Origin of the sequence: Pseudomonas sp. MPC6, assembly GCF_006094435.1 — a bacterium.
GTDB lineage: Bacteria > Pseudomonadota > Gammaproteobacteria > Pseudomonadales > Pseudomonadaceae > Aquipseudomonas.
Window position 1 is genome coordinate 3652432 of record NZ_CP034783.1, and the last position, 24611, is coordinate 3677042.

22 protein-coding genes and 2 pseudogenes are annotated in these 24611 nt (G+C 62.5%); 12 read left to right on the forward strand and 12 right to left on the reverse strand.

The features are described from left to right. Nucleotides 1-3 precede the first annotated feature (3 nt). Genes ELQ88_RS18860 through pedF form a run of 3 tightly spaced genes read right to left on the reverse strand, consistent with a single transcriptional unit; the run spans nucleotide 4 to nucleotide 2105 of the window. Nucleotides 4-765, reverse strand: a complete 762-nt coding sequence (locus ELQ88_RS18860; RefSeq protein WP_128869892.1) for a quinoprotein dehydrogenase-associated SoxYZ-like carrier — start codon at nucleotides 763-765, stop codon at nucleotides 4-6. Then, nucleotides 762-1640, reverse strand: coding sequence for a transporter substrate-binding domain-containing protein (locus ELQ88_RS18865; protein WP_138966942.1), 879 nt, complete (start codon nucleotides 1638-1640; stop codon nucleotides 762-764). Before ELQ88_RS18865 ends, ELQ88_RS18860 begins: the two co-directional genes overlap by 4 nt. A gap of 3 nt (nucleotides 1641-1643) precedes the next feature. Next, nucleotides 1644-2105: a cytochrome c-550 PedF gene (pedF, locus tag ELQ88_RS18870; protein ID WP_128869890.1), complete on the reverse strand. Its 462-nt coding sequence runs from the start codon at nucleotides 2103-2105 to the stop codon at nucleotides 1644-1646. 254 nt (nucleotides 2106-2359) lie between these two features. On the opposite strand from pedF, the gene exaA reads away from it, so the two are divergent. After that, nucleotides 2360-4252, forward strand: a complete 1893-nt coding sequence (gene exaA, locus ELQ88_RS18875; RefSeq protein ID WP_138966944.1) for a quinoprotein ethanol dehydrogenase — start codon at nucleotides 2360-2362, stop codon at nucleotides 4250-4252. A gap of 136 nt (nucleotides 4253-4388) precedes the next feature. Beyond that, entirely contained in the window at nucleotides 4389-5039 is a 651-nt protein-coding gene (locus ELQ88_RS18880) for a pentapeptide repeat-containing protein (RefSeq protein ID WP_138966946.1), read from the forward strand. A 20-nt stretch (nucleotides 5040-5059) separates the two neighbouring features. Here ELQ88_RS18880 and ELQ88_RS34730 read toward each other — a convergent pair. From ELQ88_RS34730 to ELQ88_RS34960, 4 genes and pseudogenes are all read right to left on the reverse strand, one after another. After that, nucleotides 5060-5137, reverse strand: a pseudogene (locus tag ELQ88_RS34730) (outer membrane lipoprotein carrier protein LolA); the annotation flags it as partial. A gap of 52 nt (nucleotides 5138-5189) precedes the next feature. Then, nucleotides 5190-5822: pseudogene (locus ELQ88_RS18885) on the reverse strand (response regulator transcription factor); the annotation flags it as partial. Beyond that, on the reverse strand, nucleotides 5819-7081 hold the full coding sequence (locus ELQ88_RS18890) for a sensor histidine kinase (RefSeq protein ID WP_138966948.1): 1263 nt from the start codon (nucleotides 7079-7081) through the stop codon (nucleotides 5819-5821). The gene ELQ88_RS18890 and the pseudogene ELQ88_RS18885, both read right to left, overlap by 4 nt. 2 nt (nucleotides 7082-7083) lie before the next feature. Then, on the reverse strand, nucleotides 7084-7206 hold the full coding sequence (locus tag ELQ88_RS34960) for a hypothetical protein (protein ID WP_256578926.1): 123 nt from the start codon (nucleotides 7204-7206) through the stop codon (nucleotides 7084-7086). 156 nt (nucleotides 7207-7362) lie between these two features. Here ELQ88_RS34960 and ELQ88_RS18895 point away from each other — a divergent pair, with 156 nt between their 5' ends. From ELQ88_RS18895 to ELQ88_RS18925, 6 genes are all read left to right on the forward strand, one after another. Beyond that, the gene (locus ELQ88_RS18895) at nucleotides 7363-8547 is read left to right on the forward strand and encodes an ABC transporter substrate-binding protein (protein WP_138966950.1); all 1185 of its coding nucleotides are present in this window, start codon (nucleotides 7363-7365) and stop codon (nucleotides 8545-8547) included. Nucleotides 8548-8587: 40 nt separating this feature from the next. Beyond that, nucleotides 8588-9577 (forward strand): YVTN family beta-propeller repeat protein, encoded by a 990-nt coding sequence (locus ELQ88_RS18900; RefSeq protein WP_138966952.1) that lies wholly within the window; start codon nucleotides 8588-8590, stop codon nucleotides 9575-9577. Further along, a complete protein-coding gene (locus ELQ88_RS18905; protein WP_138966954.1) occupies nucleotides 9574-10314 on the forward strand; it encodes an ABC transporter ATP-binding protein in 741 nt (246 codons plus the stop codon). Before ELQ88_RS18900 ends, ELQ88_RS18905 begins: the two co-directional genes overlap by 4 nt. Then, nucleotides 10311-11102 carry an ABC transporter permease gene (locus ELQ88_RS18910; protein ID WP_128869883.1) on the forward strand — a complete coding sequence of 264 codons (792 nt, stop codon included), beginning with the start codon at nucleotides 10311-10313 and terminating at the stop codon, nucleotides 11100-11102. Before ELQ88_RS18905 ends, ELQ88_RS18910 begins: the two co-directional genes overlap by 4 nt. 228 nt (nucleotides 11103-11330) lie before the next feature. After that, nucleotides 11331-11888 (forward strand): PQQ-dependent catabolism-associated CXXCW motif protein, encoded by a 558-nt coding sequence (locus tag ELQ88_RS18920; protein ID WP_138966956.1) that lies wholly within the window; start codon nucleotides 11331-11333, stop codon nucleotides 11886-11888. Between the two features lie 56 nt (nucleotides 11889-11944). After that, nucleotides 11945-12610 carry a response regulator transcription factor gene (locus tag ELQ88_RS18925; RefSeq protein WP_128869815.1) on the forward strand — a complete coding sequence of 222 codons (666 nt, stop codon included), beginning with the start codon at nucleotides 11945-11947 and terminating at the stop codon, nucleotides 12608-12610. Nucleotides 12611-13029: 419 nt separating this feature from the next. Here the strand turns inward: ELQ88_RS18925 and nahK are convergent, their stop codons facing one another. From nahK to ELQ88_RS18960, 4 genes are all read right to left on the reverse strand, one after another. Continuing rightward, nucleotides 13030-15624, reverse strand: coding sequence for a hybrid sensor histidine kinase/response regulator NahK/ErcS' (nahK, locus tag ELQ88_RS18940; RefSeq protein ID WP_138969545.1), 2595 nt, complete (start codon nucleotides 15622-15624; stop codon nucleotides 13030-13032). Then, nucleotides 15593-16756 carry a nitric oxide-sensing protein NosP gene (nosP, locus tag ELQ88_RS18945; RefSeq protein ID WP_128869816.1) on the reverse strand — a complete coding sequence of 388 codons (1164 nt, stop codon included), beginning with the start codon at nucleotides 16754-16756 and terminating at the stop codon, nucleotides 15593-15595. Before nosP ends, nahK begins: the two co-directional genes overlap by 32 nt. A 258-nt stretch (nucleotides 16757-17014) precedes the next feature. Further along, complete coding sequence (locus ELQ88_RS18955; protein ID WP_128869817.1) at nucleotides 17015-18199, reverse strand: porin; 1185 nt, start codon at nucleotides 18197-18199, stop codon at nucleotides 17015-17017. Between the two features lie 209 nt (nucleotides 18200-18408). Then, nucleotides 18409-19215 (reverse strand): sulfite exporter TauE/SafE family protein, encoded by an 807-nt coding sequence (locus tag ELQ88_RS18960; protein ID WP_138966958.1) that lies wholly within the window; start codon nucleotides 19213-19215, stop codon nucleotides 18409-18411. A gap of 164 nt (nucleotides 19216-19379) precedes the next feature. On the opposite strand from ELQ88_RS18960, the gene ELQ88_RS18965 reads away from it, so the two are divergent. Further along, on the forward strand, nucleotides 19380-20243 hold the full coding sequence (locus tag ELQ88_RS18965) for an MBL fold metallo-hydrolase (RefSeq protein ID WP_138966960.1): 864 nt from the start codon (nucleotides 19380-19382) through the stop codon (nucleotides 20241-20243). A gap of 124 nt (nucleotides 20244-20367) precedes the next feature. Here the strand turns inward: ELQ88_RS18965 and bkdR are convergent, their stop codons facing one another. Then, nucleotides 20368-20856, reverse strand: coding sequence for a Bkd operon transcriptional regulator BkdR (gene bkdR / locus ELQ88_RS18970; RefSeq protein ID WP_007915088.1), 489 nt, complete (start codon nucleotides 20854-20856; stop codon nucleotides 20368-20370). A 187-nt stretch (nucleotides 20857-21043) separates the two neighbouring features. Here bkdR and ELQ88_RS18975 point away from each other — a divergent pair, with 187 nt between their 5' ends. Genes ELQ88_RS18975 through ELQ88_RS18985 form a run of 3 tightly spaced genes read left to right on the forward strand, consistent with a single transcriptional unit; the run spans nucleotide 21044 to nucleotide 24611 of the window. Beyond that, nucleotides 21044-22279: a 3-methyl-2-oxobutanoate dehydrogenase (2-methylpropanoyl-transferring) subunit alpha gene (locus ELQ88_RS18975; protein WP_138966962.1), complete on the forward strand. Its 1236-nt coding sequence runs from the start codon at nucleotides 21044-21046 to the stop codon at nucleotides 22277-22279. Nucleotide 22280: 1 nt separating this feature from the next. Then, nucleotides 22281-23339, forward strand: coding sequence for an alpha-ketoacid dehydrogenase subunit beta (locus tag ELQ88_RS18980; RefSeq protein WP_138966963.1), 1059 nt, complete (start codon nucleotides 22281-22283; stop codon nucleotides 23337-23339). Continuing rightward, nucleotides 23340-24611, forward strand: a complete 1272-nt coding sequence (locus ELQ88_RS18985; protein WP_138966965.1) for a dihydrolipoamide acetyltransferase family protein — start codon at nucleotides 23340-23342, stop codon at nucleotides 24609-24611.

Below are 24611 nucleotides of genomic sequence, written 5' to 3' on the forward strand. Positions count from 1 at the left end.
GGGTCAGGGTATGGCCGCATCGAATTGATTGCCGCTGTTGTCGCGCAGCAACAGGCGCGTCTGCCCTGCCCCTTCGATATCAAAGGCCAGGTTGGGGTTTTCGCTGACGGCGGGAAACAGCTCAAGACGGGCCAGCAACTGGTCGTTGCGGTCGCGCAGTTCGGCATGGTTGATGAAGAACTCCGGGATGCCGCTGACCATGCCATTGTCCATCGGGTGCGCCACTTGCAAGCGCAAACGACTGAATTCGCCGCGGGGATAACGCCCGCCGAGCACTTCGCCGATGTGCTCCTCCCAGCCCGGCTGGGTGCGCACCACGCTTGGCGCCGTGCACCCGCCGCCCGCGGCATCGATCAGGGTCGAGCCGACATGCCACAGTCCATCACGGGTCAGCACCGCCGCGCGCAGGGGTGTGGCTTGCTCGATACGGATGCGCAGCGACAGCCACGGCAGCACCCGGTCCAGCGGTTGGAAATCGACGATTTTCGGCAACGGATTAAGCTCGGCCCAGGCGAGGATTTTCACCACCTCGCCCTTGAAGGCCCTGGCGTCGATCTCCAGCGGCACTTGCCGGGCGTCTTCAGCGAACGGCGGCGCGAGCAGCTTGACCCGCTCATCGAACACGAACGGCGCATCACCGAGCATCTGCTTGTGATAGAAGGCCCACATCACCGAGGGCACCGGGTCCTTGCCCGGGTCGATGGCCACCGCGTGCGCGGCCATCGGCAGCCAGCAGGCCAGCAGACAACTCGCTCGCCAGTTCACTGCTGATACATCTCGGGTACGTCATAGCGCAGGCCGTAATGGCCATAAATGGCGTTGACCGAGCCGTCGCGAATCAACGCCTCCAGCGCCTCTTCCACGGCATAGGCCAACTGCCGGTTGCTTTCATGCACCGCCATGCCGATCTCCCAGAGTTGCTTGCCCATGTTCGGGTAGGCGTTTTCCGCCAGTGCCACTTGCGGGTCCGCCGCCAGGTGAACCTGCCAGTCGATCTCGCCGCGCATGGCCATCACCGCGTCGACTTCACCGGCCTTCATGGCCGCGAACGCCTGGGACACGCCAGGGTAATGATGAGTCTTGCCGGCGAGCATGCCGCTGAACACTGAAGTCAGGTAGAACGACGGCACGCTGTCGACCTCGACGCCGATCGGGTGGTGCTCGAACACCGCGACGCTGCCGACCTTGTCCAGGCGGCGGCGGTCGAAGGCGACTTGCCAATGTTCGTTCTGGTACGGCCCGAACATCACCACATGGCCGTTTTCCAGCTCGCCCAATTCGTTGCGTTTACGCGCGTAGTCCTGGTCATAAGGCACCCGCATCATCAGGTCGGCCAGTTGCAGGTCGTGCAACTGGCTGGCCCGCCAGATGTAATCGCGCAGGTCGTCGTCGAGCTTCTCGCCGGCCGGCGCCCAGATCAGTGCCAGGCGCACGCCAAGCGCCTTGGCCAAGGCCTGGGCAAGTTCGACGTCGACACCCCGTGGCTGGCCGGCGTCTTCGAAACTGTAGGGGGCGAAGTCCTTGTAGACCGCCACTTTCAGCTCCCCGGCGGAGATCATTTCGTCATAGGTGCGGACCTGCGCCTGCGCCACCTGGCAGCACAGCAACACAGCGCTGATCAACACAGCGAGCAGGCGCATGGGTCATTCCTCGACGTGGACGCTATCCAGGTACGTGCGCACCGCCCACAAGGCTTCCTGGCTCAGGTAGTCGGCCATCTTCGGCATGTACACCCGGCCATCGCGCACGGCGCCGTGGCGGACCCGCTCGACGAACCATTCATCACCGGCCTCAGCGACATCGAGCATGCGCAAATCGGGGGCAATGCCACCGGACTTGGCTTCCAGGCCATGACACGCCGCGCAGTTCTGGTTGTAGGCGGACGAACCGATTTCCACGGCTTTATCATGTTCCGGTGAGGTGCGGTAAGGGTTCACCGACGCCCATCCATCGGCATCGACCGGCACCCCGGCGTCCTTGATCGGGGTCAGGCCCGGCGTGGCGATGGCCTGCGGTACCACGTTGCCGTGGGCCCAGACGGAACCTGCGCTGATAAAACCGGCCAGCAGTCCGGCAACAAGCAAGGCGTTGCGTTTTGTTGTCATTGTTATGCCCTCGAGATTGCACGCAAAACCTCTTTGAAGAGGCTATGGCACCCATCTTAAGAACGGCTTCGCGCCAGCCCCATGCTGCTTTGGTGTCCGCCACCCGGTACCTTGGTAGTAGGGCTTGTGGCGCACGCCCAAATCAGGTGCCCCATGGGAAGTTTTCCCGGCACCAGCGGGACTTTTTCCGTATCCGGCGACCCGCCCGGCGCACCACCCTGTGCAGGCCAAAACCTCCACTGGGAACTGCAACCATGACAATAAGATCGCTACCCGCCCTTTCCCCGCTGACCCTTGCCTTGCAGGCATTTTTGCTGGTGGGCACTTTGTCCCTGGGCGCTGCCAGCTACGCCGCAACCGCCCCTGCGACCCCCACTCGCAACGTGACCTGGGAAGACATCGCCAACGATCACCTGACTACCAAGGACGTGCTGCAATATGGCATGGGCACCAATGCCCAGCGCTGGAGCCCGCTGGCCCAGGTCAACGACAAGAACGTGTTCAAGCTGACCCCGGCCTGGTCCTACTCGTTCGGCGATGAGAAGCAGCGCGGCCAGGAATCCCAGGCCATCGTCAGCGACGGCGTGGTGTACGTCACCGGTTCCTATTCCCGGGTTTTTGCCCTGGACGCCAAGACCGGCAAGCGCCTGTGGACCTACAACCATCGCCTGCCGGACAACATTCGCCCGTGCTGCGACGTGGTCAATCGCGGTGCCGCCATTTATGGCGACAAGATCTATTTCGGCACCCTCGACGCGCGGCTGGTCGCCCTCGACAAGAACACCGGCAAAGTGGTGTGGAACAAGAAGTTCGGCGACCACGCCGCCGGCTACACCATGACCGGCGCCCCGGTGCTGATCAAGGACAAGACCAGCGGCAAGGTGCTGCTGATCCATGGCAGCTCCGGCGACGAGTTCGGGGTGGTCGGGCAGCTCTTTGCGCGCGATCCGGACACCGGTGAAGAAGTCTGGATGCGGCCCTTTGTCGAAGGGCACATGGGCCGCTTGAACGGCAAGGACAGCACCACCACCGGTGACGTCAAGGCGCCGTCCTGGCCGGATGACCCGACCACCGAAACCGGCAAGGTCGAAGCCTGGAGCCATGGCGGCGGTGCCCCTTGGCAGAGCGCCAGTTTCGATCCGGAAAGCAACACCATCATCGTCGGCGCCGGCAACCCCGGCCCTTGGAATACCTGGGCCCGTACTTCCAAGGACGGCAATCCGCACGACTACGACAGCCTCTACACCTCCGGCCAGGTCGGCGTCGACCCGAGCAGTGGCGAGGTGAAGTGGTTCTACCAGCACACGCCGAACGACGCCTGGGATTTCTCCGGCAACAACGAACTGGTGCTGTTCGACTACAAGGACAAGGACGGCAAGACGGTCAAGGCCACCGGCCATGCCGACCGCAACGGCTTCTTCTACGTGGTCGATCGCAACAACGGCAAATTGCAGAACGCCTTCCCCTTCGTCGACAACATCACCTGGGCCAGCCACATCGACCTCAAGACCGGCAAACCGGTGGAGAATCCGGGCCAGCGTCCGGCCAAACCGTTGCCGGGCGAAACCAAGGGCAAATCCGTGGAAGTGTCGCCGCCGTTCCTCGGCGGCAAGAACTGGAACCCGATGGCGTACAGCCAGGACACCGGGCTGTTCTACATTCCCGGCAATCATTGGAAAGAGGAGTACTGGACCGAGGAAGTCAACTACAAGAAAGGATCGGCCTACCTGGGCATGGGTTTTCGCATCAAGCGCATGTACGACGATCACGTCGGCAGCCTGCGGGCGATGAACCCGACCACGGGCAAAGTGGTCTGGGAGCACAAGGAAGCGCTGCCACTGTGGGCCGGGGTACTCGCGACCAAGGGCAACCTGGTGTTCACCGGCACCGGCGACGGTTTCCTCAAGGCCTTCGACGCGAAAACCGGTGCTGAGCTGTGGAAGTTCCAGACCGGCAGCGGCATCGTCTCGCCGCCGATCACTTGGGAACAGGATGGCGAACAGTACGTCGGCGTGACCGTCGGTTACGGCGGCGCGGTGCCGTTGTGGGGTGGTGACATGGCCGAACTGACCAAGCCGGTGGCTCAGGGCGGGTCGTTCTGGGTGTTCAAGATTCCGAGTTGGGATAACCAGACCGCGAAACGTTGAACCCCCCTTCGCTGTAGGAGCCAGGCTTGCCGGCGAACGGGACGCCGCGGTGTATCTGTTGCACCGCGTTACCGTTCTTCGCCGGCAAGCCTGGCTCCTACAGCGAAAGCGCCCACCCACACGACGAGAACCCACCATGAAATACTTGCCTCTTGTGCTTTTGCTGACCACCCTCCCGGCATTCGCCGACGACGCCGGCGAAGACACCCCGCTGGTCATCAACGGCTGCACCATCGCCGACCACAGCCAATGCCCCGGCGCCAATCTCAAAGGCGCCAACCTGAGCAATCAGGACCTGCGCAACATGAACCTCAGTGGCGCCGACCTGCGCGGTGCCGACCTGCGTCACGCCCGCCTCGACCTTGCCAACCTTGAAAAAGCCCAACTGCAGGGCGCCAACCTGACCCGCGCCAGCCTGCAACAAAGCAACCTGCGCCTGGCCGATTTCAGCGGTGCGACGCTGATGGCGATTCAAGGCTGGGGGATGTTTGCCCAGGGTGCGCAATTCCAGGACGCCAACCTCAGTGGCGCCTACCTGCAATTCGCCCGCCTCTCCGGGGCTAAATTGCACAACGCCGATTTGCGGGCGGCGGATCTGGAAATGACCTGGTTGAGCAAGGCCGATCTCAAGGGCGCCAACCTCGGCGATGCCAACCTGCAGGAAGCCAAGTTCGGTGAGAGCAATCTGCAGCAGGCCAACCTCAGCGGCTCGCGCCAGCATTATGCGAATTTCCAGGATGCGAATATGGAGGGGTGTACGGGGTGCCCGACGACCTGGAACAAGTGAGCCAGGGCAAAATGCATTCATGTAGGAGCTGGCTTGCCAGCGATGAACCTGAGAACGCCACGGGTTGTCAGGTTACCCGCGTTATCGTTGGCGACCATCGCGAGCAAGCTCGCTCCTACAGGGTCTTGCGGTGGATTGATTGAATAAATTCGCCACCCGCACCACCCCCATATCAATCCCCAGATGCACCAGCTCGGCATGGGAGGTCACCTGCAATTTGCTCTTGAGCAACGTCAGGTGGTTTGAAACCGTCTTGCTGCTGATGCTCAACTGCTCGGCAATCACCCGCGCTGGCGTCCCCTTGGCGAGCATCACGAAAATCTCCAGTTCGCGCTGGGTCATGCTCTGCAACCGCGGATCACTGGCGTCCTGTTGCGGATGACAGGCCAGTTGGGTGGCCAGGGGCTGTTCGATATAGGCATGGCCCGCGAGGATGCGGCGCACGGCCTCGATCAGCACTTCGGGCGCCGAATTTTTCGTCAGGTAACCCGAAGCCCCCGCATCCAGCGCCTGACGCACCAGCGGCAACTCATCGTGCATGCTGAAAAACAGCACCCGCAATTGCGGCAGGCGCTGACGCAATCGGCGGGTGGTCTCCAGGCCACTGATCCCCGGCAAGCCGAAATCCATGATCACCAGGTTCGGCACGGCCTCTTGAACCCGCGTCAGCGCTTCTTCACCGGTGGCCGCCTCACGCACCTCCATCGCTGGCAGCAGCGCCCGCAACAGACTGGCATAGCCCTGACGGACCACCGCATGGTCATCGACCAGCAAAATATTCATGACGCCTCCAAAGGCATGCTCAAGGCCAGTGCCCAACCGGCACCGGGATGGCTGATGATCCGCAGCTCGCCGCCCAGGCTGCGGGCGCGCTCGAACATCGAATACAGACCGACGCCCGGCCGCTGGGGCTGTTGTGCGCCGCAACCGTTGTCGCGAATCAGCAAGCGCAAATGCCCGCCGCGATGTTGCAGGCGCACCCGCACCTGGCTGGCGCCGGCATGACGGGCGATGTTGGTCAGCGCCTCCTGCAACAGGCGGTAGAGATGGGTCTTGTCCGGCCCGGACAACGGCGGCAAGTGTGGGCTGACACGCAACTGGCAATCGATCCCCTGCCGCCCTTTCCATTGCTCCACCAGCAAGCCGAACGCTTCGGCCAGGGGCAGGTGCTGCAACACCACCGGATAGAGGTCGTGCACCAGCGCCCGAAAGCCCTGTTGCAGGTGTTCGCAATTGTGCTCAAGCTCGCGCACCGTGCGCTCCACCACCACCGGTTGATCCGCCACCAGTCGCAACAGACAGGCCTGGGCGCGAATGCCTGCCAGGTATTGACCGAGGTCATCGTGCAGGGTTTGCGCCAGATGAGTGCGTTCCTGCTCCTGTACCGCCAGCAAGGTCCGGGTCAGTCGGGTGTTGTCGACACGCGCCTGCTCCAGCGCCTGGGTCATGCGGTTGAAATGCCGCGCCAGTTGCCGCGCCTCGGGCATGCCTTCGGCGCGTAAACGCACGTTCAGTCGGCCTGCGGACACCTGTTGCAACGCCCGCAGCAAGTCGTCGAGCAGCCCCATGCCCCGGCGCACGGCCCAGCGAATGGTCAACAGACTCAACACCAATGCCAGCCCGCACAGGCTCAGCAGTTGTTGCAGCGAGTCCCAGACTTCATCGATTTCATCCCGTGGATCGACGCCGATCTGCACCCGCCGCCCATCCTGCAAATCCAGCACCCGCGGACTGTGGCGAGCCTCGGCAAACAACAGGCGTCCAAGCCAGGCATCAAGTCCATCCTGCACCGGCAATCGTGCCTGTTCGCCGGCTTCCAGCCAACGCACCCGCACATGACGCAAGCTGCCGGTCAGCCTTGGCTGCAGGCTGGCGGGATCGCGCTCGGCGGTTTCGCTCAAGTATTCCACCACCGCTTCGGCCGATTGCAACTCACGCTCCACGTCCGCCAGCGCCTGGTGCACCAGCAAGCCCATGCACGCCAGGGTCACCAGGGCGAAAAATCCGCACACCCACAGGTTGATCCGCCACAGGGCCGACACGCCTAGCGCCCCGGCGCCGCGGGCGTCACCAGCAACGGTGCCGGGCGCGGGCCGTGAAGCTTGTCGACACCGATCAGGGTGAGAATCAGCAGCAACGGCAAAAGCAGCGCTTTGAGAATTCGCATGATCGATCGCCTCCCAGGTGATGGCCGTTGTTGCCATGCTAAAACCGCGCCGCCCGGGGCGAGTTACTACCTTGGTACTGGCTGACTGGTACTTTCTGCATATTTCATCCCCGTCCCAGGGTTCCTATGCTGGCGCTACCTGTAAAGGAGTGCCCTATGCGCCAGCTTGCCCCGTACGCCCTGATCTACCTGCTGGCGATTGCCTGCGCAGCCGGGCTGGCCACGCAAAGCCAGGCCGCGGACGCGCCGTTGCAGGTGCAGATCGGCTACCTGGGCTATCGCCCCGACCCGGGCCCGCTGCTGTCGAACATCATTCCCGAGCCGGTCGATGCCGGGTTGCGTGGCGCCGAGCTGGCGATCACCGACAGCAACAGCACCGGGCGTTTTCTCAACCACGGCTACACCTTGGTCAGTATCAACGCCGACAGCCCCGCGGCCTTGCTCGATGCCGCAAAAGCCCAACATGAGCAAGGCCTGCGGTTGTTCGTGGTGAACGCGCCGGCCACCAGCCTGCGCGAACTCAGCGCCGCCCTGCCCGATAGCCTGCTGTTCAACGCCGGCAGTCCTGACGACAGTTTGCGCAGCACCGACTGCTTGCCCAACGTACTGCACAGCCTGCCGAGCCGGGCGATGCTCGCCGACGCCCTGGCGCAATTTCTGGTGGTGCGCAAATGGCAACGGGCGCTGCTGATCGTCGGCCCGACCGCGGACGATCAGGCCTATGCCGCGGCCCTGCGCCGCGCCGCCAAGCGCTTCGGCCTGCAACTGGTGGCGGAGAAAGCCTGGAGCTTCGATAACGATCAGCGCCGCAGCGCCCAGGCCGACATGCCGCTGTTCACCCAGACCGCCGAGTACGACGTGGTGCTGGTGGCCGATGAGCGTGGCGATTTCGGCGAATACGTGCCGTACCAGACCTGGTACCCGCGACCGGTTGCCGGTACCCAGGGCCTGACCCCGGTGGGTTGGCACAAGACCGTGGAAACCTACGGTGCCGCTCAGTTGCAGAAACGCTTCGAAGCCCTGGCCGGACGCTGGATGAACGACCGCGATTTCGCCGCGTGGATCGCCGTGCGCAGCATCGCCAGCGCGGTGAGCAAACTGCGCCAGGTCGATCCGCTGGCGATCCGAACGCTTGAGACCGGCGATCAGTTGCCGCTGGACGGCTTCAAGGGGCGCAAGCTCAGTTATCGCCCATGGAACGGTCAGTTGCGCCAGCCGATCCCCATCGTGCAACCCCGGGCGCTGGTCAGCACGTCGCCGCAAGACGGTTTCCTGCACCCCTTCAACGAAATGGACAGCCTTGGGTATGACAAGCCCGAGGTCAGTTGCCGCTTTCCCTGATTCGACTTTCCACAAAAACCACAACAATAAGGAATCCGCCATGCGCCGCACCCTGCTCTGCCGCTCTCTGCTTTACCGTTCCCTGCTTTCTTGCGCCTTGCTGCTCGCCGCCGGGCATGCCGCTGCCAGCACCGCCTGGGTGTCCAACGAAAAGGACAACAGCCTGAGCCTGATTGACCTGCAGACCCTGCAAGTCACCGACACCCTGCCCGTCGGCCAACGCCCGCGCGGCCTGCTGCTGTCCCACGACAACAAGCTGCTGTACATCTGCGCCAGTGATTCTGACCGGGTCCAGGTGATGGATGTCGCCACGCGCAAGATCATCAAGGAACTGCCCTCCGGCAAGGACCCCGAGCAGTTCGCCCTGCACCCGAACAATCGCTGGCTGTATGTCTCCAATGAAGACGACGCGCTGGTGACAGTGATCGACACCGAAACCTCCAAGGTGCTGAGCCAGATCAGCGTCGGCGTCGAACCCGAAGGCATGGCCGTCAGCCCCGACGGCAAGTGGGCGGTGAACACCAGCGAAACCACTAACATGCTGCACTGGATCGACACCGCGACCCAGACGCTGGCCGACAGCACCCTGGTGGATCAGCGTCCGCGGTTCGTCGAGTTCACGCCGGATGGCTCCAGGCTCTGGGCCTCGGCGGAGATCGGCGGCACGGTGACGATTCTCGATGTTGCGAGCCGCCAGGTTCTCAAGACCCTGACCTTCAAGATCAAGGGCGTGCACCCGGATAAAGTGCAACCGGTGGGGATCAAGCTCAGCGCTGACGGCAAGTACGGTTTCGTCGCGCTCGGCCCGGCCAATCATGTCGCGGTGATCGATGCCAAGACCTTTGAAATTCTCGATTATCTGTTGGTCGGACGACGGGTCTGGCAGATGGCGTTTACCCCGGATCAAAAGCAACTGCTGGCCACCAATGGCGTCAGCGGCGATGTGTCGGTGATCGATGTCGACAGCCTCAAGGTGGTCAAATCGGTCAAGGTCGGCCGTTATCCGTGGGGCGTGGTGGTGACCCCATGAGCGCCCTGGAAGTCAGCGACCTGAGTTTCGCCTATGGGGTGCGGGAAGCATTGCGCCAGGTGAGCTTCAATCTGGCACCGGGGCGTTTCGCGGCGTTGCTGGGGCCGAACGGCGCGGGCAAATCGACGCTGATCGCCCTGCTGACCCGGCTCTATGATTTGCAGCGCGGTGATATTCGGGTTGGCGGTTGTTCGTTGCGCAACGCGCCGCGGCCGGCACTCAAGCAAGTGGGCGTGGTGTTCCAGCAAAGCACGCTGGATCTTGATCTCAGCGTCGAACAGAACCTGCGTTATCACGCCGCGTTGCATGGAATGTCGCGGCGCCAGACCGGCCTGCGAGTCGAGGCCGAACTGGCCCGGCAGACCCTAACCGAACGCCGTCGCGAGCGGGTGCGCGAACTCAATGGCGGCCATCGGCGCCGGGTGGAAATCGCCCGGGCCTTGCTGCATGAGCCACGCCTGTTATTGCTCGACGAGGCCAGTGTCGGCCTCGACCCGGCCAGCCGCCTGGCCCTTAACCAACACATCCGCAGCCTGTGCCGCGAGCGCAACATCAGCGTACTCTGGACCACCCATTTGCTCGATGAAGTGCAAGCCAGCGACGACTTGCTGATTCTCCATCAAGGCCGCCTGGTGGCCAGCGGACAAGCCCACGCCCTGAGCCTGGAACACGGCGGCGACCTCGGTTCGGCCTTCGCCCGCCTGACTACCGCTGCCCCTGCAGGAGCCGTCCGATGAATGCTTACTGGCAGTGTTTCAGCGGCATCGTGTTGCGCGAATGGCTGCGATTTGTGTTGCAGCGCACGCGGTTTCTCAGCGCCCTGGTGCGGCCGCTACTGTGGCTGCTGGTGTTCGCTGCAGGCTTTCGCGCGGCACTTGGCATTGCGATCATCGAGCCCTACGACACCTACATTCCCTATGAGGTCTACATCATCCCCGGCCTCGCCTGCATGATCCTGCTGTTCAACGGTATGCAGGGATCACTGTCAATGGTCTACGACCGGGAAATGGGCAGTATGCGCGTGCTGCTTACCAGCCCCCTGCCCCGGACCTTCCTGTTGTGCAGCAAATTGTTGGCGACTTCGTTGATTTCGTTGATGCAGGTGTACGCCTTTCTGGCGATCGCCTGGGTGTACGGCGTGCAGCCGCCGGCCATGGGGCTGTTGATCGCCTTGCCGGCGCTGTTGCTGGTGGCGTTGATGCTCAGCGCGCTGGGTTTGCTGCTGTCCAATGCGATCCGCCAGCTGGAGAACTTTGCCGGGGTGATGAACTTCGTGATCTTCCCGCTGTTTTTCCTGTCGTCGGCACTGTATCCGCTGTGGAAGATGCGCGAGTCCAGCGAGTGGTTGTACTGGTTGTGTGCGTTGAACCCGTTTACCCATGCGGTGGAACTGGTGCGGTTTGCGTTGTATGAGCGCTTCAATCCGTTGGCGCTGGCGGTGTGCGTGGGGCTGACGCTGGTGTTCGCCCTGCTCGCCGTGCTCACCTTCAACCCGCAACACGCCGCCCTGCGCAAAGCCACCTGACCCCACAAATCCCCTGTGTAGGAGCTGGCTTGCCAGCGAAGGCGGTGTGTCAGCCAACAAAGATGTTGAATGTTAAGCCGCCTTCGCTGGCAAGCCAGCTCCTACAGGGGTACGTTGAGCACAGCAGTGAAAATTACTACTTTAGTACTGCTTTACCTGTCTATCGTCGCATTCCAATCGCACCGCGACTGGCATGTAATGGGTTCATAATTATAAGGATTGAACCCCATGCCGCGTGCCCGACGTGTTCTGCTGCGCCCTTCTCTCGCCGTGCTGTCCCTGAGCCTGTTGCTGGGCGTCGCCCAGGCCGACACCCCGCTGTTCTCCGCCGACGGCTATCGCATCGGTCTCTACCGCAGCCCGACCCCGAATCAACTGCCGGGCGCGTCCATCATCGATACGCCGGCCCTGCAAACCCTGCTCAGCCAAACGCCGCGTCCGCTACTGATCGACGTCTACCGCCGCCAATGGCTGCAAGGCCGTTTCATCGAAGACCAGCCGCACGAGAACCTGCCCGGCAGCCATTGGCTGGCCAATACCGGTGACGGTGATCTGCCACCCGCCTGGCAGGACTATTTTGCGCGTAACCTGAATACATTGACCGCAGGCGATTCTGCGCGACCGCTGGTCTTCTACTGCCGCTCCGATTGCTGGCTGAGCTGGAACGCGGTCAGGCGCGCCGCCGCCATGGGCTATAAGACACTGTATTGGTACCGCGATGGCCTGGACGCCTGGCAAGCGGCGAACCTGCCCGTGACACCGGCCCAACCCGAGCCTTTTCCCTGATCTTTACGCTTGCGTGTTGTTGCCCCACCCTAATCAAAATAACGAGGTGAAAGGCTATGTACAAAATTCTGATTGCCGACGATCACCCGCTGTTTCGCGAAGCCATTCATAACGTCATCAGCGATGGTTTCCCGGGCACCGAGGTGATGGAAACCGCCGACCTCGACAGCGCCCTGGCGCTGACCCAGGACCACGACGACCTGGACCTGATCCTGCTCGACCTGAACATGCCCGGCATGCACGGGCTCAACGGCCTGATCAACCTGCGCAACGAGGCGCCGACCATTCCGGTGGTGATCGTCTCCGCCGAGCAGGACAAACAGATCGTGCTGCAGGCCATCACCTATGGCGCGGTGGGGTTCATCACCAAGTCCTCGCCACGGGTGCAGATGACCGAGGCCATCCAGCAGATCCTCAACGGCAACGTGTACCTGCCGCCGGACATCATCCGCACGCAAAAAAGCGCTACCCATCGCCGGATGAACGATACCCCGAGCTTTCCTCCGGAACTGCTCCAGGCCCTGACCCGCAAGCAACTGCTGGTGCTGGAGCGCATGACCAAGGGTGAGTCGAACAAGCAGATCGCCTACACCCTGGAAATCGCCGAAACCACGGTCAAGGCGCATGTCTCGGCGATTCTGCGCAAACTCAATGTGCATAATCGGGTGCAGGCGATTTTGAGTGCCGGGGATATTGATTTCGGGTCGTATCTGCGGCGCTGATTCCGGGGACAACTGTTAGACCGGGTCGCCCCCATCGCTGGCAAGCCCGCTCCCACAGGGTGATCTTTTGCCACAGATTCTGTGTCCACTGAAGATCCCCTGTAGGAGCTGGCTTGCCAGCGAAAGCGGTCTGTCAGTCAACACCTCTGCTGAATGTGCCGCCGTCTTCGCCGGCAAGCCGGCTCCTACACGGGATCGCTGCCGCTCTCCGACTTGGCGTTCACTGAAGATCCCCTGTAGGAGCTGGCTTGCCAGCGAAAGCGGTCTGTCAGTCGACACCTCTACTGAATGTGCCGCCGTCTTCGCCGGCAAGCCGGCTCCTACACGGGATCGCTGCCGCTCTCCGACTTGGCGTTCACTGAAGATCCCCTGTAGGAGCTGGCTTGCCAGCGAAGAGGCCGGCAAACACGCCGCAACACTCAAGGCCTGCCGAGCAAATGACTCATCGCCGTCTTGAGCTTCATCGGCCGCACCGGCTTGTGCATCAGGGTATGCCCCAGTTCACGGATCTGCTGCTTGAGTTCGTTGCTGTAGTTGGCGGTGATCATCATCGCCGGAATCGCTGAAGCACGCCGGGCGTTGATCCGGGCCACGGCATCGACACCGTTCTTGTCGTCATCCAGGTGATAGTCGGCAATCAGCAGATCCGCTTCGGCATGATAGTTGTCCACCTGCCGCGCCAGATCCTGTTCCGACAGCGCCGTCACCACCAGGCACCCCCAGCCTTCCAGCAAGGTGCGCATGCCGGCGCAAATGGCCGCGTCGTTGTCCAGCACCCACACCCGCGCCCCGCGCAATCGTTCCAGCATCGGCTCGCTCATCAGCAGGCTCGGCAACGCCTTGGGCGCCGTGGCGCTCAACGGCACTTCCACGGAGAACATCGAGCCCTTGCCCGGCCAAGAACGCACGTGAATCCGGTGCCCGAGAATCCCGGCAATCTTCTCGACAATTGCCAGCCCCAGGCCCAGGCCGCGATCCTGGTCCGGACGCTGCACATCGCCGCGCTTGAACTCCTGGAAAATCTCCTCCAGTCGATTCTCCGCAATGCCCATGCCGCTGTCCCAGACCTCGATCGACAACCGTTGATGATGACGCCGGCAACCGAGCACCACCCGACCACTGTAGGTGTAGCGAATCGCATTGCTCAGCAGATTGCGCAGGATCCGCGCCAGCAGTTGGATGTCGCTGCGCACCAGCGCCGAACACCCGATGAAATGCAGCTCCAGGCCTTCACTAAGGGCAACCTGGGTGTACTCGGCCGCGAGGGTGTCCAGCAGCTCGCTCAGGGCGAACGGCGCAATGTCGGCCTTGATGACCCCGGCATCCAGCTTGGAAATGTCCACCAGGGTACACAACAGGTTTTCCACGTCTTCCAGGGAATTGCTGACATTGCGCACCAGCACCGCATTGGCTACCGGATCACGGCGTTCCAGCAGCGCACTGGTAAACAGCCGGGCGGCATTCAACGGTTGCAACAGGTCGTGGCTGACGGCAGCGAGAAACTTGGTCTTCGACAGATTGGCCTGCTCGGCGTCGAGCTTGGCCTCGCGCAGGCGTGATTCCACCCGCCGACGCTCGTCGATTTCCCGCAGCAACTGATCATTGAGGGTGGTCAATTCCGCCGTGCGTTCGCGCACCCGCAACTCAAGGTTCTGATAAGCCTGGTGCAAGGCCTCGGCCGTGCGCCGGCGTTCGGTGATGTCGCGGATCAGCACGAAGATCCCCACCACTTCGCCGCTGGCCAGGCGATTGGGCACGTAGGAGCGCAGCATGTAGCGCTCCTGATTGTTGATGTTGATTTCGGCAAATTCGAAGGTCACGCTCTCGCCGGCCAGCGCCCGGGCCACGTAGGCTTCCAGGCGTTGGTAATGCTGCTCGCTGTGCACTTCGCGCAGGCTCTGGCCGAGCATCACGCCCCGGGGCCAGCAGTACCATTCTTCGTAGACCTTGTTGGTGAACTCGTACACCAGGTCGGCATTGAGGTAAGCGATCAACGCCGGTACATGGTCGGTGATCAGGCGGATCCAGCGCTCGCTTTCACTGAGGGCCTCGGCGTGCTGGTAGCGCTCGGTGATGTCGGTGAAGGTGTTGACGAAGCCACCGGTGGGCAACGGATGGGTGCGGATTTCCAGGACCCGGCCATCATCAAGGCGCTGCTCGCATTCCTGCACCGGCCGCCCGTTGCCATCGCGGCTGGCCGGGGTCAGCAGGTTCAGCTCGCTGTCGGCAATCACTTCGGCGAACGGCCGATGGGCCGCCACCGGGGCCAGGCCGCTCAGTTCGAGGAAGCGCCGGTTCCACAGTTCGAGGATGCCCTCGGCGTTGACCATGGCCACGCCCTGGGACAGGTTGTCGACCGCCCGTTGCAGCAAATGGGATTTCTGCGCCACGGCTTGTTCGCGGCGCACGGTCTCGCTGAGTTTGACGTCGGTAATGTCGGTGAACAGGATCACCCGTCCGCCTTCCTGGGTCGGCCGTTCGCTGACTTGCAGCCAACGGCCGTCCTGCAGGCGATAGAGCAGGTTCTCGTCGGCATGCCCCCGGGGCTCTTCGGTGAACAGCCCGGTGGCGGACATCAGCCGCTTGACCTCGGCCAGGCGCATGCCGGCGTTGATCCGCACCCGGCTGTGGCCCCAGAACGCCTTGAAGCGGCTGTTGAACAGGACGATCCGCTGCTCGGCATCGAACAGCACGAAGGCGTCGGAGATACTCTCGATGGCATCGATCAGATGCCGATGCGCGGTTTCCGCCCGCAGGCGCGCTTCGCTGAGCAAGTGATTGCCCGACTTGAGTTCGGCCATGGCCTGGTTCAGGGCGTCGGTGCGCTCGCGCACCTGTTCGGCCAGCACCACCGAATGCTGGAACGCCGCGTACGGGTCGTTGCCGCGGGTGATGCCGGACTCGATCCGTTCGATCAGCGCACTGTTGATCCGCTGCAGTTTGTGATTGTCGTGGCGCAGGCTGGCGAGTTCGGCCTGCAGCTCAGCGCTGTCCAGGGGACCGGCCTCGGGCAATGGCAACCCCGGTGAAGGTCTGGTTGATGTGCATGCCATTGAACTGTTCTCCGTAGGTGTTGAAACCCATCACCCGCTGGTCACGCAAAAAACCACCGATCTGCTCCAGGTGCCCGCCGTCTTCCAGCTCCAGGCGCCTGAGAAAACAGTCGCAGCCGATGGTCAGCAACAGCTCGCCGAGACGTTCCTGCAAGCCCTCGAACAGGTGTTGCAGATTGGGCAGCATCGGGCCCGGGGTCATGACCGTGAGGACGATGCCGTTTTCCACCGCGCAGTAGAAACTCAGGCTCAGGTCCGGATGCACCTGCTGGATCGCCCGCACGTAATACTGATCGTTGATCCGCACCGCCAGCGGGTGCGCGGCGAAAATCCGGTGATCGAGGTCGGCCACCGGCACGCCAATGTGCCGGGCGTACTCCTCGGCGGCGGGTTCGGCATTGAGTTCGAACACCCGGCGCGAGCCGCTGTCGGCCCCGGTGACCACCAGTTTTTCCGCCCGGGGCAGGATGTGGTGGGTCGTGAAGACCTCGAAATCGAGCCAGGTGTTGACCAGCACCACCACCGCCGCGCCGCTGTGAAACTCGCCATTGAAATAGACGTGGGTGTGGGTCAGGTAGTTGTCATCACCGGCCGAACCACCGAAATGCGGGATGTCGCCCAACGCCGCGCTCAAGGCGGCGAGGACCATTTCTTCGCGGCTGGACAGGCCATCGAGCAGGGTCAGGGCAAAGCTGTTGCCCTTGATCGGCGCCAGGGTATTGCTGCGACAGCCACTGACCAGGCGCTCGACCATCTGCTGGGCGTCGATCAGGCTGAAGCGTTCCATCTCGCAGATCAGTTCGGCGTCGATGGAAAAATGCCGATGATCGAAGCCCACCGCGGTCACGCAATTGCGACCATAACCCAGGGGGGTGATTTCCCCGGCGCTGGTGCAGCCCACCAGGCGGATGCCGCCGAAGCTTTGCTGCAAGGCCTGGCCCAGCGCCTGCAAGTCGTACTCGGCGGAGCAGAAGAACAACACGAAGCCCAGGTGCGGATGCAACAACTGCCGCGCCAACTCTTGCGCCACCTGCCCCGCATCGGTGGCCTGGGACATGGCACTGACCACACCTTCACTCTGGACCTGCTGCATCGTCGCCTCCCGCAGGTGCGTGTGTATGAGGGATGAGTGTACGAAGGCTATGGGGGGCGACCTATGCTACTTGGGTAGCGGTCTGGGGGTTCGATGGGATGAGAGAAGTGTTCGGGATATCCAAGGCAACGCAAATCCCCTGTAGGAGCTGGCTTGCCAGCGAAGGCGGCTTAACATTCAACATCTTCGTTGACTGACACACCGTCTTCGCTGGCAAGCCAGCTCCTACAGGGGACCTGCGTGATGCCGGTTCCGGCGTTACCAGGTCAACACCGCCCCCACCGCAAAGGTGTCGGTGTCTTCATTCTGCGCACTGGTGTCATGCCCGTTGATCTCGAACTGGTTGTACTCGGCCACCAATTTCAGGTTGTCATTGACGTCATGGAACAGCGCAACCCCGCGGGTCTCGTAATCCGCGCCGCTGCCGACCACGCCATTGCCGTCATCGTTGGTCTTGCCATACGACAAGGCCAGGCGATTCTTGCCCAGTTTGTACGAACCCTGCAGCAGGTAGCCGTCGCTGTCGACATTGCGCAGGGTCGGTTCGCCGGCGTTGTTGGTGAAGAACGGGTTGATGCCCTTGGCCTGGAAACCGGACCCGGTCAGCGACAAGCCGCCCATTTTCGCCTGTACGCCGTAGCCGACGCCTTTGGAAGTGATCGATTCGACGCTGGAATCGGTGTTGTCCGAAGTCTGGTAGCTGCCGTTGACCCAGCTGTAGATCTTCGCCCCCGCGAGGTCGAACTGATAAGTGATCTCGCTCTCGGTGCGCGGGTTCTCCTGGTACGCCTTGCCCGTCGGGCTGCTGTCGTTGGTGTCCACCGGGTCCATGATCCCGACCGCCACCCGCAGGCCGTCCATCACCGGCGTGCGGTAGGTGATCTGCGAAGTGGGGAACGGATACGGGTAACCGGTGCCGATGTTGCCGAACGACACGCCGCCACCGTCCACCAATCCCAGGGTATCGCTGACCTGGCCATAACCGGCGAGCAATTCATCGAGCAGGATGTTGGAACGGGCAAACAGGCCGAAGTCCTTGCCGATCAGCACTTCGCCCCATTGCGGGTTGGCCACCGTGCCGTAGAACTGCCGCACATCGATGGCGGTGTCGGTGCCGTTGGTTTCGCTGTCGTTGATGGTGACCCAGAACGAGGCGCGGGCGCCGAGCTTGAGGTCATCGACCTGCTTGCCCATGTTGAAGCCCAGGTAGTTGGGCAGAAACCCCATCTTGACCCGCGACTGCCGACGGTCGTACTGCTCGCCGGCACGGTCGACATCGCTGTTGACGTAGAAGGCGTTGACGTAGCCATCGGTGGAAAACGTGGTCTGGTCCTTGTCGTACAGCATGATCTCGGCCTCGGCCATGCCACTCAAACCGAGGGTCGACAGGCTGGCGAAAAAGGCAGGCAAATAACGATGCTTGAAGTTCTTATTGTTGTGCATGGCGCGCTCCGCAACGGGGGACTTGATGTCGGAGGCGATTATCGAAAGCGGACCGGCGGCGGCATACGCTGCCTTGGCGCTGGTTTTCAGCTGCTTTGGAGTGGCGGGTAGCGCGCGGCGAATACGATGTAAGACCACCCGCGGGCAAGGCTCGCCACTTAGGGTGTACGCCTGTGGATGCGACTGGCATCCACAGGCACCGGTACCCGCTAGGCGCCCGCTCTGTAGAGCATGTAGGCGGCGACCACCACGCAGATGCTGGCGAAGCCGATCTGCAAGACCCGGGCCGGTACGCGCGCGCACAGCTTGCGGCCGATGACCATGCCGACGATGCTCGCGACAATGAACACCACGCCCACACCGTCGATGCGCACCCCGGCGTGAAACGCGCCGATGACGCCGATCGCCGAGATCAGGCTGATCACCATCAGGGAGGTGGCGACGATCCCGCGCATCTGCACGTCGGTCAGTTGCTTGAAGGCCGGGACGATCAGGAAACCGCCGCCCACCCCGAGCAGCCCGGAGACTACCCCGGTCACCGCACCGAGTGCCGCCAGGGTCGCGGTGCATTTGGCGGTCCATGAAAAGCGCCCGGTCTGCTGATCGAGCATGCAGTTCTTCTGGCCCCAGTTGGCGTGGCCATGGTCGCTCGGTCCTGGCTCCCGGCGCTCACGGCGCAGCATGCGCCAGGCGACCATCACCATCAGCAGGCTGAACAGGATCATCAGGATCTTTTCCGGCAACTGATGGGCGAAGAAGATGCCCACCGGCGAAAAAATCGCCCCCAACAAGGCGATCAACAGCGCCGCGCGGTAGCGCACCAGACCGTGACGCAAACCATCGATGGCCCCGACCGCCGCCGCGCTGCCCACCGCAAACAGAGCGATCGGTGCCGCCTGGGTCATGGTCAGCCCCAACCCCAGCACCAGGGCCGGCACCGCAAGAATCCCGCCACCGGCACCGGTCAATCCAAGGACCAGGCCCATCACCACGCCAAAAAAACCTGCCAGCAACATAAAACACTCATGATCCGCGAAAAAAAGCCGGGAACGCCCGGTATCGATTGAGTGACAGGATAGAGCCCGTACAGGTTTTTTCATTAACAGAATTGATAGGGGGGTGGTCAACCCGGGGAAAATGAAACTACCCTCATGGTCTGTCCCCCCGAAAATAAGCCACCATGTCCGCCTTGATTGAAGCTTTCCTCGACCCCGCTTCGTCCACTTACAGCTACGTCATCTACGAAGCCGATGGCAGTCAATGCGCGATCGTCGATCCAGTGCTCGACTACGACCCCGCCGCCGGGCGCACCGCGACCACTCAGGCTGACCGGCTCATCGCTTTTGTCCGCCAGCATCGCTTGCAGGTGCAATGGTTGCTGGAAACCCACGCCCACGCCGATCATCTGTCCGCCGCGCCCTATCTGCGCCGGCAACTGGGCGGCAAGATCGCGATCGGTCAGTCCATCGGCAAGGTTCAGGACGTGTTCAAGACCCTGTTCAACCTTGAGCCCGAATTTGCCGTCGACGGTTCGCAGTTCGATCACCTGTTCGCGCCGGACGAGTCGTTCATGATCGGCAACCTCAAGGCCACGGCCCTGCATGTGCCCGGCCACACCCCGGCGGACATGGCCTATCTGGTCGATGGCGAGCAGATCCTGGTGGGCGATACGCTGTTCATGCCGGACGTCGGTACCGCCCGTTGCGACTTCCCCGGTGGCAATGCCAGCCAGATGTTCACATCGATCCACAAACTGCTGGCCTTCCCCGCTGGCGTCAGTCTTTACGTTTGCCACGATTACCCTACCGGGGGGCGTGAACCGCGGTGCATGACGACGGTGGGCGAGCAACGTAAAAGCAATATCCACGTCCACGACGGCGTCGACGAACCCGCGTTCGTCGCCATGCGCAACCGGCGCGACGCCGGGTTGGGCATGCCGACGCTGTTGCTGCCGGCGATCCAGGTGAATGTGCGTGCGGGGAATTTGCCGCCGGCAGAAGACAACGGCATCACCTACCTGAAAATCCCCCTGAACACACTCTGACCCTGTGTAGGAGCCGGCTTGCTGGCGAAGGCGTCGTCATGGGCGCTGCAAGACTTGAGGGCGCGTTCGCTGGCAAGCCAGCCCCTACAGGGTTGCGGTGTTGCATAAACCGGCGGTTTACAGGTCAATTGCCGAGGGTCAGGCCGTTGGCCGGCAACGGCAGCGCCGTCTTGTACCTCACCTGCTTGAGCGCGAAGCTCGACCGGATATTCGCCACCCCCGGCACCTTGGTCAAAAAGTCCATCATGAAGCGCTCCAGCGACTGAATGGTTGGCACCAGCACCCGGATCAGGTAGTCCGGGTCGCCGGCCATCAGGTAGCACTCCATGACTTCCGGGCGATCCGAGATCGCCTCTTCGAAATGCTGCAGCGCCTCCTCCACCTGTTTCTCCAGGCTGACATGAATGAACACATTCACGTGCAGCCCCAACAGATCGGCATCCAGCAGGGTGACCTGTTCGCGAATCAGCCCCAGTTCCTCCATGGCCTTGACCCGGTTGAAACAGGGGGTCGGCGACAGGTTGACCGAGCGTGCGAGGTCGGCGTTGGTGATCCGCGCATTCTCCTGAAGGCTGTTCAAAATGCCGATATCGGTACGGTCCAGTTTGCGCATGAGACAAAAACACCTGTGATTTTATGTTTATGCAGATTTTTTATCCTCAAATGGCTTCCAGCGCAATGAAACACAGAGAAATATTCTCCTGGGTCCGGCCTATGATTGTTGTAGGACAAGAATTCTCCGACAGAAGAATGACTGTCAGCTCACTACAAGAAAATCCACAAGATCGAGCGTAGAAGCCATGAACCAAGCGTACGAACCGCTGCGCCTGCACGTTCCGGAACCTTCGGGCCGTCCAGGGTGCAAAACCGACTTCTCCTACCTGCGTCTGACCGACGCCGGTCTGGCGCGCAAACCCCCAATCGATGTTGAACCCGCCGAAACCGCGGACCTGGCCAAGGGCCTGATCCGGGTGCTCGACGACCAGGGCAATGCCCTTGGCGAGTGGGCCGAAGGCGTGCCGGTGGAGATCCTGCGTAAAGGCATGCGCGCCATGCTCAAGACGCGGATCTATGACAACCGCATGGTCGTCGCCCAGCGCCAGAAAAAAATGTCGTTCTACATGCAGAGCCTCGGCGAAGAAGCCATCGGCAGCGGCCAGGCCCTGGCCTTGAACATCGACGACATGTGCTTTCCGACCTACCGCCAGCAAAGCATCCTGATGGCGCGGGATGTGCCGCTGGTGGACCTGATCTGCCAACTGTTGTCCAACGAGCGCGATCCGCTCAAGGGCCGTCAGTTACCGATCATGTACTCGGTCAAGGACGCGGGGTTCTTCACCATTTCCGGCAACCTCGCCACCCAGTTCATCCAAGGCGTGGGTTGGGGCATGGCCTCGGCGATCAAGGGCGACACCAAAATCGCCTCGGCCTGGATCGGCGACGGCGCCACCGCCGAATCGGACTTCCACACCGCCCTCACCTTTGCCCACGTCTACCGGGCGCCGGTGATCCTCAACGTGGTCAACAACCAGTGGGCGATTTCCACGTTCCAGGCGATTGCCGGTGGTGAAGCCACCACCTTCGCCGGTCGTGGCGTCGGCTGCGGCATCGCCTCCCTGCGAGTCGACGGCAACGACTTCTACGCCGTGTACGCCGCCTCCGCGTGGGCCGCCGAACGTGCGCGCCGCAACCTCGGCCCGACCATGATCGAATGGGTCACCTACCGCGCCGGCCCGCACTCGACCTCCGATGATCCGTCCAAATACCGGCCTGCCGACGACTGGAGCTATTTCCCGTTGGGCGACCCGATTGCGCGCCTCAAGCAGCACCTGGTGAAAATCGGCCAGTGGTCCGAAGAGGAACACCTCGCCGTCAGCGCCGAACTGGAAGCCGAAGTGATCGCCGCGCAGAAACAGGCCGAGCAGTACGGCACCCTCGCCGGCGGCCAGATCCCGAGCGCCGCGACCATGTTCGAAGACGTCTATAAAGAGATGCCGGAGCACTTGAAGCGCCAGCGTCAAGAGTTGGGGATCTGACATGAACGATCACAACAGCAATATTCAGTTGGATACCGCCATGACCACGACCACCATGACCATGATCCAGGCCCTGCGCTCGGCCATGGATGTGATGCTTGAGCGTGATGACAACGTCGTCGTATTCGGCCAGGACGTGGGCTACTTCGGCGGCGTGTTCCGTTGCACCGAAGGCCTGCAGACCAAGTACGGCACCTCCCGGGTGTTCGACGCGCCGATCTCTGAAAGCGGCATCGTCGGCGTCGCCGTGGGCATGGGCGCCTACGGTTTGCGGCCGGTGGCCGAGATCCAGTTCGCCGACTACGTCTACCCGGCCTCGGACCAGATCATTTCCGAAGCCGCCCGCCTGCGTTATCGCTCGGCCGGCGAGTTCACCGCGCCGATGACCCTGCGCATGCCTTGCGGCGGCGGCATCTATGGCGGCCAGACCCACAGCCAGAGCATCGAGGCGATGTTCACCCAGGTCTGCGGCCTGCGCACGGTCATGCCGTCAAACCCTTACGACGCCAAGGGCCTGCTGATCGCCTCCATCGAAAACGATGACCCGGTGATCTTTCTCGAGCCAAAGCGCCTGTACAACGGCCCGTTCGACGGTCACCACGATCGCCCTGTGACCCCGTGGTCGAAACACCCGGCCGCCCAAGTGCCGGACGGTTACTACACCGTGCCGCTGGACGTCGCCGCCATCACCCGTCCGGGCAAGGAAGTGACCATCCTGACCTACGGCACCACCGTCTACGTCTCGCAAGTCGCCGCCGAAGAAACCGGCATCGACGCGGAAGTCATCGACCTGCGCAGCCTGTGGCCGCTGGACCTGGACACCATCGTCAAGTCGGTGAAGAAAACCGGACGTTGCGTCATCGTTCACGAAGCGACCCGCACCTGCGGTTTCGGTGCCGAACTGGTGGCCCTGGTGCAGGAGCACTGCTTCCACTACCTGGAAGCGCCGATCGAGCGCGTCACCGGCTGGGACACCCCCTACCCGCACGCGCAAGAGTGGGCGTATTTCCCAGGTCCGTCCCGAGTGGGCGCGGCGTTGAAACGGGTCATGGAGGTCTGAATGGGCACGCACGTTATTAAAATGCCGGACATTGGCGAAGGCATTGCAGAAGTTGAATTGTCGGTGTGGCACGTCAAGGTCGGCGACATGGTCGTCGAAGATCAGGTGTTGGCCGATGTCATGACCGACAAGGCGATGGTCGACATCCCGTCCCCGGTGCATGGCAAGGTGATTGCGCTGGGCGGACAGCCTGGCGAAGTCATGGCGGTGGGCAGCATCTTGATCAGCATTGAAGTCGAAGGCGCGGGCAACGTTAAAGAGTCGGCCCAGCCTGCACCAGTTAAAGAAGCTACGGTTGCGGCTCCGAAAGCTGAAGCCGTGGTGGCCAGCAAACCAGTCGAGGCTGCAGCGCCACGAGCCGCCGTTTGCCAAGGCCCGATGGTGGCCCGCGAAGCCGGCGAACGCCCGCTGGCCTCCCCGGCCGTGCGCAAACATGCACTGGACCTGGGCATCCAGCTGCGTCTGGTGCGGGGCACCGGCCCAGCCGGTCGCGTGTTGCACGAAGACCTCGAGACCTATCTGGCCCAAGGTCAGCAAGCCCAGTCATCGGCGACTGCCGCTTACGCCCAGCGTAACGACGAAGAACAGATCCCGGTGATCGGCATGCGCCGCAAGATCGCCCAGCGCATGCAGGACGCCACCCAGCGCGCCGCCCATTTCAGCTATGTGGAAGAAATCGACGTTACCGCCGTGGAAGAGTTGCGCGCGCACCTCAATGAAAAGCACGGTGCGACCCGTGGCAAGCTGACGCTGTTGCCATTTCTGGTCCGCGCCCTGGTTGTCGCCCTGCGCGATTTCCCGCAGATCAACGCCCGTTACGACGACGAAGCCCAGGTCATCACTCGCCTCGGCGCGGTGCACGTAGGCATCGCCACCCAGGCCGACATCGGTTTGATGGTGCCAGTGGTGCGTCACGCCGAAGCGCGCAGCCTGTGGGACAGCGCCACGGAAATCTCCCGTCTGGCCACCGCCGCACGCATTGGCAAGGCCAGCCGCGACGAGCTGTCCGGCTCCAGCATCACCCTGACCAGCCTCGGCGCGTTGGGCGGCATCGTCAGTACCCCGGTGTTGAACCTGCCGGAAGTGGCGATCGTCGGCGTGAACAAAATCGTCGAACGGCCGATGGTGGTCAAAGGCCAGATCGTGATTCGCAAGATGATGAACCTCTCCAGCTCTTTCGATCACCGCGTGGTCGACGGCATGGACGCGGCGCAATTCATCCAGGCGGTTCGTGGCTTGCTCGAACAACCCGCCACCTTGTTCGTGGAGTAA

What these genes read in the sequence shown, in the direction of transcription:
- ELQ88_RS18905 (WP_138966954.1), top strand. Translation starts at nt 9,574, where the DNA reads ATGAGCGCCCTGGAAGTCAGCGACCTGAGTTTCGCCTATGGGGTGCGG.
- bkdR (WP_007915088.1), bottom strand. Translation starts at nt 20,856, where the DNA reads ATGCGCAAACTGGACCGTACCGATATCGGCATTTTGAACAGCCTTCAG.
- ELQ88_RS18900 (WP_138966952.1), top strand. Translation starts at nt 8,588, where the DNA reads ATGCGCCGCACCCTGCTCTGCCGCTCTCTGCTTTACCGTTCCCTGCTT.
- ELQ88_RS18985 (WP_138966965.1), top strand. Translation starts at nt 23,340, where the DNA reads ATGGGCACGCACGTTATTAAAATGCCGGACATTGGCGAAGGCATTGCA.
- ELQ88_RS18955 (WP_128869817.1), bottom strand. Translation starts at nt 18,199, where the DNA reads ATGCACAACAATAAGAACTTCAAGCATCGTTATTTGCCTGCCTTTTTC.
- pedF (WP_128869890.1), bottom strand. Translation starts at nt 2,105, where the DNA reads ATGACAACAAAACGCAACGCCTTGCTTGTTGCCGGACTGCTGGCCGGT.
- ELQ88_RS18880 (WP_138966946.1), top strand. Translation starts at nt 4,389, where the DNA reads ATGAAATACTTGCCTCTTGTGCTTTTGCTGACCACCCTCCCGGCATTC.
- exaA (WP_138966944.1), top strand. Translation starts at nt 2,360, where the DNA reads ATGACAATAAGATCGCTACCCGCCCTTTCCCCGCTGACCCTTGCCTTG.
- ELQ88_RS34960 (WP_256578926.1), bottom strand. Translation starts at nt 7,206, where the DNA reads ATGCGAATTCTCAAAGCGCTGCTTTTGCCGTTGCTGCTGATTCTCACC.
- ELQ88_RS18920 (WP_138966956.1), top strand. Translation starts at nt 11,331, where the DNA reads ATGCCGCGTGCCCGACGTGTTCTGCTGCGCCCTTCTCTCGCCGTGCTG.
- ELQ88_RS18965 (WP_138966960.1), top strand. Translation starts at nt 19,380, where the DNA reads ATGTCCGCCTTGATTGAAGCTTTCCTCGACCCCGCTTCGTCCACTTAC.
- ELQ88_RS18910 (WP_128869883.1), top strand. Translation starts at nt 10,311, where the DNA reads ATGAATGCTTACTGGCAGTGTTTCAGCGGCATCGTGTTGCGCGAATGG.
- ELQ88_RS18960 (WP_138966958.1), bottom strand. Translation starts at nt 19,215, where the DNA reads ATGTTGCTGGCAGGTTTTTTTGGCGTGGTGATGGGCCTGGTCCTTGGA.
- ELQ88_RS18980 (WP_138966963.1), top strand. Translation starts at nt 22,281, where the DNA reads ATGAACGATCACAACAGCAATATTCAGTTGGATACCGCCATGACCACG.
- ELQ88_RS18865 (WP_138966942.1), bottom strand. Translation starts at nt 1,640, where the DNA reads ATGCGCCTGCTCGCTGTGTTGATCAGCGCTGTGTTGCTGTGCTGCCAG.
- nosP (WP_128869816.1), bottom strand. Translation starts at nt 16,756, where the DNA reads ATGCAGCAGGTCCAGAGTGAAGGTGTGGTCAGTGCCATGTCCCAGGCC.
- ELQ88_RS18975 (WP_138966962.1), top strand. Translation starts at nt 21,044, where the DNA reads ATGAACCAAGCGTACGAACCGCTGCGCCTGCACGTTCCGGAACCTTCG.
- ELQ88_RS18895 (WP_138966950.1), top strand. Translation starts at nt 7,363, where the DNA reads ATGCGCCAGCTTGCCCCGTACGCCCTGATCTACCTGCTGGCGATTGCC.
- ELQ88_RS18925 (WP_128869815.1), top strand. Translation starts at nt 11,945, where the DNA reads ATGTACAAAATTCTGATTGCCGACGATCACCCGCTGTTTCGCGAAGCC.